General features: G+C 69.5%; 13 protein-coding genes. 8 read left to right on the forward strand and 5 right to left on the reverse strand.

Annotated features, from left to right (window positions below):
• Positions 1-18 precede the first annotated feature (18 nt).
• On the reverse strand, positions 19-759 hold the full coding sequence (pnuC, locus tag ACRWNM_RS28990; protein ID WP_431971285.1) for a nicotinamide riboside transporter PnuC: 741 nt from the start codon (positions 757-759) through the stop codon (positions 19-21).
• Between the two features lie 189 nt (positions 760-948).
• Here pnuC and ACRWNM_RS28995 point away from each other — a divergent pair, with 189 nt between their 5' ends.
• From ACRWNM_RS28995 to ACRWNM_RS29010, 4 genes are all read left to right on the forward strand, one after another.
• Positions 949-1794 (forward strand): ABC transporter ATP-binding protein, encoded by an 846-nt coding sequence (locus ACRWNM_RS28995; RefSeq protein WP_431971286.1) that lies wholly within the window; start codon positions 949-951, stop codon positions 1792-1794.
• Entirely contained in the window at positions 1791-2537 is a 747-nt protein-coding gene (locus ACRWNM_RS29000) for an ABC transporter permease (RefSeq protein ID WP_431971287.1), read from the forward strand. Before ACRWNM_RS28995 ends, ACRWNM_RS29000 begins: the two co-directional genes overlap by 4 nt.
• Complete coding sequence (locus ACRWNM_RS29005) at positions 2534-3331, forward strand: ABC transporter permease (protein ID WP_431971288.1); 798 nt, start codon at positions 2534-2536, stop codon at positions 3329-3331. Before ACRWNM_RS29000 ends, ACRWNM_RS29005 begins: the two co-directional genes overlap by 4 nt.
• Before the next feature lie 68 nt (positions 3332-3399).
• Positions 3400-4494, forward strand: a complete 1095-nt coding sequence (locus ACRWNM_RS29010) for an ABC transporter substrate-binding protein (RefSeq protein ID WP_431971289.1) — start codon at positions 3400-3402, stop codon at positions 4492-4494.
• 13 nt (positions 4495-4507) lie between these two features.
• Here ACRWNM_RS29010 and ACRWNM_RS29015 read toward each other — a convergent pair whose 3' ends face one another.
• Together ACRWNM_RS29015 and ACRWNM_RS29020 are read right to left on the reverse strand one after the other, a co-directional pair.
• Entirely contained in the window at positions 4508-5548 is a 1041-nt protein-coding gene (locus ACRWNM_RS29015) for an XdhC family protein (protein ID WP_431971290.1), read from the reverse strand.
• Between the two features lie 15 nt (positions 5549-5563).
• A complete protein-coding gene (locus ACRWNM_RS29020; protein ID WP_431971291.1) occupies positions 5564-6175 on the reverse strand; it encodes a nucleotidyltransferase family protein in 612 nt (203 codons plus the stop codon).
• 204 nt (positions 6176-6379) lie between these two features.
• Here ACRWNM_RS29020 and uraD point away from each other — a divergent pair, with 204 nt between their 5' ends.
• The 4 genes from uraD (at position 6380) to ACRWNM_RS29040 (ending at position 9540) form a co-directional block, all read left to right on the forward strand.
• Positions 6380-6883: a 2-oxo-4-hydroxy-4-carboxy-5-ureidoimidazoline decarboxylase gene (gene uraD / locus ACRWNM_RS29025; RefSeq protein ID WP_431971292.1), complete on the forward strand. Its 504-nt coding sequence runs from the start codon at positions 6380-6382 to the stop codon at positions 6881-6883.
• A 73-nt stretch (positions 6884-6956) separates the two neighbouring features.
• Complete coding sequence (uraH, locus tag ACRWNM_RS29030) at positions 6957-7274, forward strand: hydroxyisourate hydrolase (protein ID WP_431971293.1); 318 nt, start codon at positions 6957-6959, stop codon at positions 7272-7274.
• Between the two features lie 2 nt (positions 7275-7276).
• The gene (gene pucL / locus ACRWNM_RS29035; protein WP_431971294.1) at positions 7277-8182 is read left to right on the forward strand and encodes a factor-independent urate hydroxylase; all 906 of its coding nucleotides are present in this window, start codon (positions 7277-7279) and stop codon (positions 8180-8182) included.
• Entirely contained in the window at positions 8170-9540 is a 1371-nt protein-coding gene (locus tag ACRWNM_RS29040) for an 8-oxoguanine deaminase (RefSeq protein WP_431971295.1), read from the forward strand. Before pucL ends, ACRWNM_RS29040 begins: the two co-directional genes overlap by 13 nt.
• Positions 9541-9567: 27 nt before the next feature.
• Here ACRWNM_RS29040 and ACRWNM_RS29045 read toward each other — a convergent pair whose 3' ends face one another.
• Positions 9568-9945 carry a hypothetical protein gene (locus ACRWNM_RS29045; protein ID WP_431971296.1) on the reverse strand — a complete coding sequence of 126 codons (378 nt, stop codon included), beginning with the start codon at positions 9943-9945 and terminating at the stop codon, positions 9568-9570.
• A gap of 329 nt (positions 9946-10274) precedes the next feature.
• Positions 10275-12911, reverse strand: coding sequence for a tetratricopeptide repeat protein (locus tag ACRWNM_RS29050; protein ID WP_431971297.1), 2637 nt, complete (start codon positions 12909-12911; stop codon positions 10275-10277).
• Positions 12912-12960: the final 49 nt, after the last annotated feature.

Below are 12960 nucleotides of genomic sequence, written 5' to 3' on the forward strand. Positions count from 1 at the left end.
GACTCCGCGCCCGCGTGATCAGTCGGTCGCGCCGGGGCCCGGTACCGCCACGATCCGTGGGGTGTCGGTGGTCGCCGATTCGGTGCGCATGGTGCGGACCCAGACGGCGAAACCCCAGGCGACGAAGCCCGCGTAGATCAGGTACAGCGTGGCCGACGGGTAGTAGCCCGCCTTCAGCAGGAGCGGGACGCCGACGATGTCGACCGCGATCCAGATCAGCCAGAATTCGGCGAGGCCGCGGGCCATGCCGTAGGTGGCGAGCACCGAACCGGTGAAGATCCAGGCCTCCGCCCACGGGCCGTAGGAACCGATCCAGGCGAACAACTGCGCGAAGGCCGCCGTGCCGACGAGCATGGCGACGACCAGCAGCAGGCGTTCGCGGGTGGTGGCCAAGCGCGGATCCACGCCGCGGTGCTCCAATCCGGTGTCGACGCGCGCGTGCCGGTGCCACTGCCACCAGCCGAACACGCTGACCGCGACGAACATCAGCTGCCGCCCGGCCTGCCCGGCCATGTTCAGCTGCTGCGGTGTGTTGAAGATGCCGCCGACGAACACGGTGAACAGCAGCGCGTTGCCCGCGATGCCCACCGGCCACGCCCACACGCGCCGCCGCATGCCGCCCACCGCGGCGGCCAGGCCGAACCCGTTGCCGATGATCTCGCGCCAGAGGATCGCCGAGCCCGCGATGTGCAGTTCGGCGTCGAGCAGGGTGCTGAGCGGGTCCACCTGGTGTGCAACCCCACGGATCTGCGATCTCATCCATGGACGGCGGGTTCCGCTCGGCGTGATGCCAAATATCCGCGGACGTCGCGGCGGAAACGGCGCAGGATGCACGGCGTGGACCTCCCGCGGCGGCGTCCAGCGAAAAGTCCACGGCGCGTAACGATTGCGCAATCTGGGCGCGCGAATCGCAATGTCGGTGCAACCGAGCCCTTCTATCGTGACCCCATGAGTTCGGAGCGCGCCGCCGGGGGAACCGGTATCCAGATCAGCGGGCTGACCAAGGCCTTCCGCGCCGGGCGCCGCACGGTGCACGCGCTGGATTCGGTGGATCTGCATACCGAACAGGGCGCGTTCCTCTCGCTGCTCGGTCCGTCCGGCTGCGGCAAGTCCACCGTGCTGCGGATACTGGCCGGGCTGGAGCAACCGACCTCGGGCACCGCGCTGATCGACGGTAAGACGCCCGCGCAATTGCGCGGCAGCCACCAGTTCGGCATCGCGTTCCAGGATTCGGCGCTGCTGCCATGGCGCTCGGTGGAGTCGAATATCAAGCTGCCGTTGCAGGTGGCCGGGGTGAAACCGGAGCCGGGCCAGATCGCCGACCTGATCGAGCTGGTCGGGTTGCAGGGGTTCGAGAAGGCCAAACCGGCGCAGCTCTCCGGTGGCATGCGCCAGCGCGTCTCCATCGCACGTGCGCTGGTGGTGCAGCCGACCGTGCTGCTGCTCGACGAGCCGTTCGGCGCGCTGGACGACATGACGAGGCAGAAGCTGAACCTGGAACTGCTGCGCATCTGGACCGAGAAGCCCGCGACCACGCTGATGGTCACCCACGGCATCGCCGAGGCGGTCTTCCTCTCCGACGTCGTCGCGGTGATGAGCCCGCGACCGGGCCGGGTGCTCGAGCTCGTCGAGATCGATCTGCCGCGGCCACGGCTGCCGGAGATGATGCGCACCCCCGAGTTCCACAAGCTGCACGACTATCTCTCCGAGTTGCTGTTCGGCAAGACCGGCACGGGCGGTGTCGCCTTCGAACGCGGCGGCGATCGCGCGCCGGACGAGGGTGATGCGCCGTGAAGCGGCTCGGCGGACTGCTCGGCGTCCTCGGACTGCTCGGAGTGTGGTGGCTCGCGGCGGCGCTCGATCTCGCGGGCGGCACCATCCCGAGCCCGTGGCGGGTGCTGCACACCATGTACACCGACGGCTGGCAGCTCTACGGCCCGAACTTCGAGATCACCGCGATCGGCGCGCTGAAGGGTTTCCTCTGGGGCAACGCCCTCGCCATCGGCCTCGCCGTGCTGGTGATGCTGATTCCGCCCATCGAATCGCTGGCCACCCAGCTGGCGATCCTGTCGTACTGCACCCCGTTGCTCGCGCTGGGCCCGATCATCCTGGTGGTCTTCGGCGGACGTACGCCGACGGTGTTCCTCGCCGCGATGTACTGCTTCTTCACCACCATGGTCGGCACCGTCGCGGGTCTGCGCTCGGCCGATCCGGCGAGCCTCGATCTGGTGCGCGCCTACGGCGGCGGTCGCTGGCAACAGCTGTACCAGGTCCGGTTGATCGCCGCGCTGCCGAATACGTTCGCGGCGTTGAAGATCGCCGCGCCCTCGGCCGTGCTCGGCGCGATCATCGGGGAGTATCTGGGCGGTGTGGACAGCGGGATCGGCGTCGCGCTGACCGCCGCGCAGACCGCGTACAACGTGCCGCGCACCTGGGGCATGGCGATCGCCGCGGCGGCGCTCGCCGGCCTCGGCTACGCGATCGTGGCGCTGGTGGCCAGATTGGTCACGCCGTGGACCGCGGAGGCGTCGCGATGATCGTGCTGCGCCGCGTCGGCGCTTTCCTGTTTCCGCTGATCACCTCGCTGCTGCTCATGTTGGTGATCTGGTGGGTCTTCCTGTGGGCCTTCCCGCAGGTGGGTCCCCGGGTGGGCAAGAGTCCCGGCGACGTGTGGCGCTATCTGGTCACCTCGCCCGGAGCGCCGCGAGCGCGCGCGGCCATCCTCGACAATCTTCAGGTCACGCTGCGCGACGCGACGCTCGGCTTCGGGGTAGGCATGGCGGCGGCCATGGCGCTGGCCGCCCTGTTCGTGTCGTTTCGCACCGTGGAGCACACCTTCATGCCGGTCGCCATGCTGCTGCGTTCGGTGCCGCTGGTGGCGCTCACGCCGATCATCGTGCTGGTGTTCGGCCGCGGGCTGGGCGGGGTGGCCGTGATGGCCGCGATCGTGGTGCTGTTCCCGGCCCTGGTGATGATCATGACCGGACTGCGCAGCGCACCGCGGCAGGCCATGGAATTGATTGCGGCGTACGGCGGTTCGCGCTGGACGGCGCTGCGGATGGTCGCCGTGCCCGCGGCGCTGCCCGCGGTGTTCGCGGCGGCGCGGATCTCGGTGCCCGGCGCGCTCATCGGCGCGCTGATCGGCGAATGGCTCGGCAGTGGAACGGGGCTGGGCGCCAGCCTGATTCGCGCGATCCCGACGTTCCGCTACAACGAGCTGTGGGCGTCCATCGTGATCGTCACGCTGGTGTCGGTGCTGCTGTACGCGATCGTCGGCGTCGTCGAGAACCTGGTGCTCGCCCGGTTCGGTCCCGACGCGGGCCGCGAGTGATCGTCGCGATTCGGTATTGGGAACCTGAAAGTAAAGAAATCGAAACCGATTACACCTAAATTCGGCCCATGACACCCGCGCAACGCTCTTCGTTCGGGGCGAACCTGAACCGTCGGTCCTTTCTCCGTTATTCGGCGCTCACGGGCGCCGCGCTCGGCGGCGCCGGCGCATTGGCCGCCTGCGGCGACGATGCGGGCAGCTCCTCGGGCGGTTCGACCCCGGACGGCTCCCGCTACGGCACCGTCGCGATCCAGCTGTCCTGGATCAAGAACATCGAATTCGCGGGCGAGTATTTCGCCGATTCCCGCGGCTATTTCCGGGAGGCCGGGTTCGGCTCGGTGAATCTGGTGGCGGGCGGCGCGGCGAGCACCTCGGTGGAGGCCGGACTCGACACCGGAAAGGTGTGGCTCGGGCTCTCCGCGCCGCAGACCACCGCCCCCGCGATCCTCGAGGGACTGCCCGCCAAGATCGTCGCGACCACCTACCAGAAGAACCCGTTCGCGATCGTCAGCTCCGCGGCCAAGCCCATCAACTCGCCGCAGGACATGAAGGGCCGAAAGATCGGGGTGCAGGACACCAATCAGCTGATCTTCAACGCGCTGCTGACCGCCAACGGCATGAAGCCGAGCGACGTGACCATCGTGCCCGCGCAATTCGACCCGACGCCGCTGGCCAACGGCGAGGTGGACGGCTGGGTCAGCTACGTGACGAACGAACCGATCACGCTGGCCGCCAAGGGTTTCCAGAACACGCACTTCTTGTTCGCGGACTTCGATCTACCGCTGGTCGCGGAAACGCTGACGGTGACGCAGTCCACCATCGACAACGAACGCGAGAAGCTCAAGGCGTTCCTCGCGGCGGAGATCAGGGGCTGGAAGGACGCGGTCGCCGCACCCGCCGAATCGGCGCGGCTCGCCGTCGAGATCTACGGCAAAGACCAGAAGCTGGATCTGGCCGAACAGACCAAGGAAGCCATCGCGCAGAACGACCTCGTCGTCTCCGCTGACACCAAGGTCAACGGTCTGCTCACGATGACCGACGCGCTGATCGAACAGAACATCGCCGCGCTGCGCACCGCGCAGATCGACATCAAGGCCGACCAATTGTTCGACCTCTCGGTGCTGAAAGAGGTCTACGCGGAGAACCCCGGCCTGAAGGGCTGAGCGCTCGCCGCGATCACAACCCGACGGTGGCCCGCGCGCTGAACGCCTGTTCCGCGTGGATCACCTCGGCGCTCTCGGACTGCTGACGCCCTGACCGCCCCGACCGGGCGGCCAGCAGTTCGGCGGCGATGGCCACGGCGGTTTCGGCCGCCGTGTGCGCGCCGACGTCCAAGCCCGCGGGTGAGTGCATGCGCGAGAGCGTCGCTTCGTCGAAACCGCCCGCCCGCAGGTCGTCCAGGCGCCGTGTGTGCGCCGAGTACGAACCGGTCGCGCCGAGGTAGCCGAGCTCCGGTAAGCGCAAAGCGACCGTGAGCAAAGGGATTTCGAACTTCGGGTCGTGCGCGAGTACCACAATGCCTGTGGTGGAATCGATTTCGCCCGCGGCGGAGAGGGTGTTCAGGTAGCGGTGCGGCCAGTCCACCACCACTTCGGCGCCGGGGAAGGCCTCGGGCGTGGCGAACTCCTGGCGCGAATCGCAGATGGTGACGCGGTAGCCGAGCAGCCCGGCCTGCACGGTCAGCGCCGCGGCGTAGGAGTTGGCGCCGAAGATGATCAGTCGCGGCGGCGGGGCGAAGGACGAGATGAATACATCCGATTCGGGCAGCGCGACCAGTTCGGTGTTGTGCGGCTGACCGGTGATCAGGTGCTGGCCGATCACATCGGGGTCCGAGTTCCATACCACGGTGAACACGGTAACCCGCCGATGCGCGGCGATTTCGGATGCGACAGTGGGGAATTCGGGGAAATCATGGCGGGAGAAGGGTTCGGCGAAGACGTCGATCATGCCGCCCGCGTCCATTCCTGGCTCACCGGGCGGCACGGGTAGGCGGTGCATGGCCCGCCGCCCGGTGCGCGCCGCGGTCACCGCCGCCTCGTGCATCGCGGTCTCCACCGAGCCGCCCATCCCGGCGCCGTAGACGGCGCCGTTGGTGTCGACCAGCATCGCGGTGCCCACCGGCAGCCGCCCCGAACCCACCGTCCGCACGACGGTGGCCAGGCCACCCATCCGGCCCGAGTGCCATATCCGCATGAGGTCGTCGACGATGTCGCGCATCAGTTTCCGCTCCGATCAGCGTGCGGTCGAGGCCGGGAAGTCATGATCCCTTCCCGTAGCCAAATCGTCGCACGTGACGCACACCATATCGTCCCTACTGGACAAATAGGTACGCGCTCCCGAATCTCCTGTCGCCTCGGCGCTCACCGAGGTCCAGTGCTTGTGGTCGATCACAACGGGGTGGCCGGGTGTGTTATGGAACACAGCGCGGGCCAGCCCGCTCGGCGCCTTCTGCTCCGCGGCGAGTACCCGTGCGACGACCGCGGCGCCGACGTCGGGGGTGTCCACCGGCATGATCGCGACGGCCCGCGCCGGGGTCCGCGCGGCCGCGCGCAGCCCGGCCCGGAGCGAGGCGCCGATGCCGGTCGCCCAGTCGGCCGCCCAGACGGGCACCGCGCCCGCGGGCAGCCCGACCGTCTCCGGCGCCGGTCCGGTGGCGCCGAGCACCACGATGACCGGCGCGCAGCCGCCGCCACGCAGGGCGTCCACCGCGGCGCGCAGCCAAGCGCCGCCCTCGGCGAGCGCCTTGGGGCGGCCGTAGCGGGTGCCCGCGCCGGCGGCGAGCACTATGCCCGCACAACCCGTGCGGGCGGCCGGAGCGTTCCCGGCGCGATGCGATGCAGCCACGTGTCCCACGCTAGACCGCTCGCGTTGCCGGGGGGTTACCTGAAAGTGCCGGATAAGCGTGGTTTGCGATGAACCGCGAGGGGTGCGCTTCCCACGTTGGGTGCGGACGGTGGTTGTCCGGCGGCGGGCGCGTCGTCCGACACGCCGAGGGTGATCTCCGCCCTTCTGGTGGCGCGCAGCCGCGCCGTATTCGATGCTGGTTCGATGACGGACGAGGCGGCCGGCATCACCGGATTCAACGCATTGTCGGACGCGGCGGCCACCGCCGTGTTGCTCGCCTGTTGCGCGTCGCCCGCCTTGGCGCGCGGGGTGCTCGCCGGACGGCCGTACCGCAGCGCCGACGATCTGTACGAGACCGCCGACACCGTGCTCGCCGCACTCCCCGAGGACGAGATCGACCGCGCACTGGCCGGGCATCCGCGCATCGGCGACCGGACCGACAGCGCGGCCTCGGCCCGGGAACAGTCCGGGGTGGCAGCGTCGACCGACGCGGTGCGCGCCGCGCTCGCCGAGGGCAACCGCGCCTACGAGCAGCGGTTCGGCCACCGCTATCTGGTCTGCGCGACCGGCAGATCCGGCGCGGAACTACTCGACCTGCTCAACACCCGGCTGCACAACGATCCGTCGACCGAAAGGGCTGTGATGCGAACCGAATTGGCGAAGATCAATCGAATCCGCTTGCGGCGGTTGCTCGGAGAGTCGGCATGAGCGAACGCAGTGAGCGAATCGTGTGCCTGCGCGCGGTGCGCATGCCGGAGCCGAGCGTCAGCGAGGCGGAGGCATGAGCACACTCAGCACACACGTCCTCGACGCCGTGCGCGGCGCGCCCGCCGCGGAAATGGCGGTCACCCTGTTCGCGGGTGACGCGGTCGTCGGTGCGGGCGCGACCGATGCCGACGGCCGGATCGACGGCCTGGGAGCCGACCTCACGCCCGGCGTCTACCGGATCGTCTTCGACACGAGCACCTACTTCGGGCGGCAGCACATCGAGACGTTCTATCCGGAGGTCTCCATCGCGTTCGTGGTCGGCCGCGAGCGCCACTACCACGTCCCGCTGCTGCTGTCGCCGTACGCCTTCTCCACCTACCGAGGGAGCTGAGCATGACCCTGTCCGGCCCGATCGTGCTGTCCGACAACCGATACGGCAAGGCGGAGAACCGGATCGTCCGGATCTACCGCGACGGCCCGCGCCACGAGATCCGCGACGTGAACGTCTCCACGGTGCTGCGCGGGGATTTCGCCGACGCCTACACCGCGGGCGACCAGTCCAAGGTGCTGCCCACCGACAGCCAGAAGCAGACCGCGTACGCCTACGCGAAGAAGCCCGGCTTGCAGCCCGTGGAGGACTACGCGCTGGCGCTGGCTCGGCATTTCGTCGACGACATCGAGCCGGTCACCAGCGCGGGCGTCGAGGTGGAGGAGTATGCCTGGCAACGGGTTTCGGTGAACGGCGCGGAGCACGACTTCACCTGGACGCGGCAGGGGCCCGAGGTGCGCACGGCGCGGGTGACGGTCGCGGGCAAGGGAGACGCCCAGCGCGCCTGGGTGCTCGGCGGCGTGCGCGACCTGGTGATCCTGAAGTCGACCGGTTCGGAGTTCGCCGACTTTCTCACCGACGAGTTCACCGTGCTCGAGCCGACCCGCGACCGGATGCTGGCCACCTCGCTGGTCGCACGGTGGCGCTTCGCCGACACCGAAGGGGTCGACTGGGACGCGATCTACGCGGGCATCCGCGCCCGGCTGGTGGCGGTCTTCGCGACCCAGCATTCGAAAGCCTTGCAGCAGACGCTGTTCGAGATGGGCAAGGCCGCGCTCGAGTCGTTCCCGGTGCTCGCCGAGATCCGACTGGCCGCGCCCAACAAGCACCACTTCGACTACGACCTCGGCAGATTCGGCATCGAGAACCGCGGCGAGGTGTACTACGCGGCCGACCGGCCGTACGGCCTCATCGAGGCCACGGTGGCGCGCGCGGACGCGCCGGACGCGGGGCAGGCGTGGGAGCAGTGAGCCAGGCACCGACGCTGGTGATCGACGGCTGCGCGGTGGTCACCGTCGACGCGGCGGGCACCGAGTATCCCCGCGGCCACGTCGTGCTGCACGGTAATCGAATCGGCGCGGTGGGGCCGGGTGAGGCGCCCGACCTGGACGTGCCGCGCATCGACGGGCGCGGCTGCCTGCTCACCCCGGGGCTGGTCAACACCCACCACCACCTCTATCAGTGGATCACCAGGGGTCTCGCCGCCGACGCGAGCCTGTTCGACTGGCTGACCACGCTGTACCCGATCTGGGCGGGCATCGACGAGGAGTCGGTGCGGATCGCCGCCACCGGCGCGCTCGCCGCCCTCGCGCGCACGGGTTGCAGCACGACCGCCGACCACCACTACGTGTTCCCGCGCGGCGGCGGCGATCTGCTCGCCGCGGAGATCGCCGCGGCCGCGACGGTCGGCTTGCGCTTCCATCCCTGCCGCGGCGCGATGGACCTCGGCGTGAGCGCGGGCGGTCTGCCGCCCGACTCCGTGGTGGAGTCGCTGGACGCCGTCCTCGCCGCGAGCGCCGACGCGATCGCCCGCTGGCACGACCCGTCCTTCGACGCCATGGTCCGCATCGCGCTGGCGCCCTGCTCCCCGTTCTCGGTGACGGCGGACCTGTTGCGCGAGTCCGCCGCCCTGGCCAGGGCCGAGGGCGTGCGGCTGCACACCCATCTCGCCGAAACCCTCGACGAGCAGGACTACTGCCTCGCCACCTACGGCTGCACGCCCGCGCGGTATCTGGAGCGGCTGGGCTGGATCGGCCCTGACGTCTGGTACGCCCACGCCGTCCACCTCGACGACGCCGCGATCGCCACCATCGCGGAGGCGGGCGCCGGCATCGCGCACTGCCCGACCTCCAACGGACGCCTCGGCGCCGGTATCGCCCGGATCCCCGACCTGCTCGTCGCGGGCGCGACGGTCGGGCTCGGCGTCGACGGCGCCGCGAGCAACGAGGCAGGCTCGATGATCGAGGAACCCCGCAACGCCCTGCTCTACGCCCGCGCCGCCCGTGGCCCGCGCGCGATGACCGTGCGCACCGCACTCGAGCTGGCCACCATGGGCGGCGCCAGGGTACTCGGCCGCGCCGCCGAGATCGGCTCCATCGAACCGGGAAAGCTCGCCGACCTGGCACTGTGGCGGCTCGACACCCCGGCGCACGCGGGCATAGACGACCCCGTCACCGCCCTGATCCTCGGCTCCCCGCCCCCACTGGCCGCCTTGCTCGTGAACGGCCGCGAGGTGGTCCGCGACGGGGAGGTGCGCACGGTGGACGAGGAATCGGTCGGCCGCGACGTGGCGCGAGCGCAAGCGGTGCTGGTGGCCGGGGCGCGGTGAATCGCTGGGGGACACCGGGTTTCGCGGTCAGGCCGCGAACACTGTCGTCCCCTCTGCGACAGTGTTCGCGGTCTCCTGGTCGGCCGTCGATCCGGGGCGATCGACGATTTGCGGTCCGGCGCGCAGCGCCAGCAGGCACATCACCTCGTACAGGGTCAGGCCGAGCTCGGCGGCATGCAGCGTGGCGATCTCGGTGTCGAACGGCGGCGTGTCCGAATCCTGGTCCAGCAGGACCTGTTCCGCGAGGGCCAGACCGGTGAGCGCTTGCGCGCGGGTGAGCCTGCGGTGGGTCGGCAGGTAGGAGAGAACCCATCGCCCACGCCCGGTCTCCGGCAGGTCGACGCGGAACGCGACCTCCTGCGCCACATCGCTGGTCATCAGCCATTCCGAGGCCGTAATCGCCATGGCACGAACCCCTTTCGTCCGGGACGGCGCTCGCCGCATTCGGGAGGTGATATCAGGGTGACAGCCGCGGTCCACCGTTCGCGATCCCACGGCCCGAGCCGATTTCTTCGCCGTCCGCGGGCGCGTTACCTGCTGAAACGGCAGGGATACGGGGAAAACATCACAATCGGCGGCGCGAGTCTGCCGTCCAGCGTGTGAGACCGCCGTTCGGCGCCGGTCTAATGCGTGGGTCTCCTCGGTATCGATGCCGCGCTGCTGCTTGTCGCACGATTGGGCGCAGGGATGCGGCGCCGGTCTCGAGAACGACGCGTGCGGTCTTTGCGTCCGTCCTATTCGGTGAGCTGCGAACCGCAGTCGAATCTCCCGATATCGGCGCGTGTTCGATCGGTCAGCTGTACGCCCAGATGTTCGTACAGCGCCAGAGCGGCACAGAGATTCTCGCGCGCGTCGGCATCGCGGCCCATATCGGCGAAGACGTTTCCGAGGCTTTGCAAGGCGTCAGCCTCGCCGTGCGGGTCTCTGATTCGTTGCGCGAGGTCGCGCGACTTCGCGTAATAGTCTTGCGCGGCAGCATATTCGCCGAAGCGGCGCTCGACGTGGCCGAGCCCGCGCAGCGTGTCGACCTGGCAGAGGAAATCGTCGATGTCTGCGGCGATGCGGTACGCATCGACGAAACGGCGACGCGCGGCATCGAAGTCGCCGGACTTCCGCGTGATATTGCCGATGCCCCACAGCGACCAGCATTCGCCGGTGGGGTCACCGATCCGGCGCGCGATACGCAATGCCTCCTGATAGTGCCGCTGCGCCGCGGCGTGATCGCCGGTCATCCGCGCGATGTGGCCCTGGCCCCGCAGAGCATCGCCGCGCAGCTTGTCGTTGGCGGTGCGCAGCGCGAGGGCGGCGGCATCGGTGTAGTGCTGCATGGCCTTCTCGAAGTCCCCCGTGCGGCGGATCACCTCGGCGTAGCCCCAGATCGTCGTTGCCAGGCGCTCCGGGTCGCCGAGGTCGCGCGCGATCACCAAGGCTCGCTCGAAGTGCTCGTGCGCGGTGCGATACGCGCATGCCATTCGCGCCACGTGGCCGAGGCCGTTCAGCGCGTCGCATTCGATGGCCGGATCCGGAAGGACGGTGGCCGTCTCCAGCGCGCGGAGATAGAGCCAGTGCGCGTCCGACCAGCGTCCCTCACCGAACACATCGGCTCCGAGGAGGATCGCGAGTTCGGCTGCGGCGACAGTGGAACCGGTCGCGGCGATGCACCCGAGCAGCATCTCCCGTTCCCTGCGCAGCCAAGCCACCGCCTGCTCTGCCTCGCTGCCGTTCGCCTCGACTGCGGGATGCCTGACGCTTCTGGTCGAGACGTGCGGGCGGTGTGGTCCGGCCCGGCGGGCGACCGCGAGCCCCGCCGCGATGAGGCGTTCGAGGGTCCTCGCGTGCTCACCCGGCGCGGCGTCGCGCTCGGCGTACAACCGGGCGAGCAGCCGGGTCACATCGTGCATCCGGTATCGCGAGCCGCCGGGACCGCCCTCGGCTGGGTCGAGAAAGCCCGCTTCGAACATCTGACGGATCAGCGTCTTGGCTTCGCCGAGTGTTGTCTTCGCCATCGTGGCCAGCGACTCGGCGGTGATCTCGGGGCCGGGGAACCAGCCGAGCATCCGCACCGCGCGACGCTGCGCCGGAGTCTGCAATCGCTGGTACGAGGTCTCGAAGGCGGCGCGAAGGGACTCGTCCTCGGCAGCGAACCGATCGAGGATGTAGGCGGCCACCGATTCGCCGAAGGCGTCCGCGCCCGGTGCGCCCCTGAGCTCCTCAGCCCTGGTGGCGAACTCGGCGGCGCTCTCGGCGAGCAGATCGACGCCGTGGTGGGCGATCTGGCCGCCGATCAGCCGGATCGCCAGCGGCAGCCGTCCCGAGGTCTCCAGGATCTGGCGCACCGCGCCGCGGTCGTACCCGGACGGCAGATTGCCCAGCTTCACCAGCAATTCCTCGGCTTCGCGCCAATCCATCACGTCCAAGTGCAGCGGCGCGGCCTCGGCCAGACCGGTGAGCTTGCCACGGCTGGTGATCAGGACCAGACAGCCGGGGGCCTGCGGCAGCAGCCATCGGACGTGCGCGGTGTCGAGCACGTTGTCGAAGACGATGAGCATGCGGCGCTGGCGCATGGCGGTGCGCCACTGCGCGGCGCGGCCGGTCAGATCGTCGACGATGCGCTCGCGCGGCACCTCGATCTGGAGCAACAGCTGTTCCAGCACGTCGGTGGGCGGGCGCGGGTCCCGCCCGACGGTGTGCCCGTGTAGGTCGGCCCAGATCGTGCCGTCCGGATAGTGCTTGGCGAAGGCGGCCACCGCGTATCTCGCGAGCGCCGACTTGCCGATTCCGGTCAGTCCGTCGATGACGTGGACAGCGGGTCCGTCGCCGTTCAGGTGCCGGTGCACACGTTCGTGCAGTTCCTTCTTCGGTAGGACGCGGCCGGTGAAATGCGGCACTTCGGGTGGCAGACCTGCGCTCACCGGGGTCCGGCTCCGGTCGTCGGAGCGCCGGGCGATCGCCTCCTGGAATTCGAGGCGCTCGGCGGCGGGCATGAGTTCCAGGTCGGCGAGATCGACCAGCTGCTCCCAGCTGGTCCCGTAGATGGTCGACAGGATCTTCAGCACGCGGATGGTCGGCCTGGCCGAGGATCCCGCCGTCGGCCATGCCTCGTACTCCGAGATCCGGCTGGCCCGCATGGTGGCCCGCGGGTTGTCGGTGATCTGGTTGTACCGCTCGGCGACCGAACTCTGGGTCAGTTCGTTCGCCAGCCGCCAAGCCTGGCGCGGCCTGCATCCACGCTGGCGCAGCTCACCGGCCAGCGGCTCCAGCAGTTGATGTTCGGTCAGTCCGAGACCGGTCAGAAAGGCACGGATCCTGCGACGCTCGGCGATGCCGTACTTGTCCCCAGGACGCTGTTCCGGTCGGACGGCTCGGTCCACCGAGCACCTCCCCGCTGCCGTGGATGTTCCTCCGGACGGGGGCTTCGTC

Source organism: Nocardia sp. bgisy134 (genome assembly GCF_965341865.1).
GTDB lineage: Bacteria > Actinomycetota > Actinomycetes > Mycobacteriales > Mycobacteriaceae > Nocardia.

Coding starts and splice junctions, on each gene's coding strand:
- pnuC (WP_431971285.1), bottom strand. CDS start 759: ATGAGATCGCAGATCCGTGGGGTTGCACACCAGGTGGACCCGCTCAGC.
- ACRWNM_RS28995 (WP_431971286.1), top strand. CDS start 949: ATGAGTTCGGAGCGCGCCGCCGGGGGAACCGGTATCCAGATCAGCGGG.
- ACRWNM_RS29005 (WP_431971288.1), top strand. CDS start 2,534: ATGATCGTGCTGCGCCGCGTCGGCGCTTTCCTGTTTCCGCTGATCACC.
- ACRWNM_RS29010 (WP_431971289.1), top strand. CDS start 3,400: ATGACACCCGCGCAACGCTCTTCGTTCGGGGCGAACCTGAACCGTCGG.
- ACRWNM_RS29015 (WP_431971290.1), bottom strand. CDS start 5,548: ATGCGCGACATCGTCGACGACCTCATGCGGATATGGCACTCGGGCCGG.
- uraD (WP_431971292.1), top strand. CDS start 6,380: ATGACGGACGAGGCGGCCGGCATCACCGGATTCAACGCATTGTCGGAC.
- uraH (WP_431971293.1), top strand. CDS start 6,957: ATGAGCACACTCAGCACACACGTCCTCGACGCCGTGCGCGGCGCGCCC.
- pucL (WP_431971294.1), top strand. CDS start 7,277: ATGACCCTGTCCGGCCCGATCGTGCTGTCCGACAACCGATACGGCAAG.
- ACRWNM_RS29045 (WP_431971296.1), bottom strand. CDS start 9,945: ATGGCGATTACGGCCTCGGAATGGCTGATGACCAGCGATGTGGCGCAG.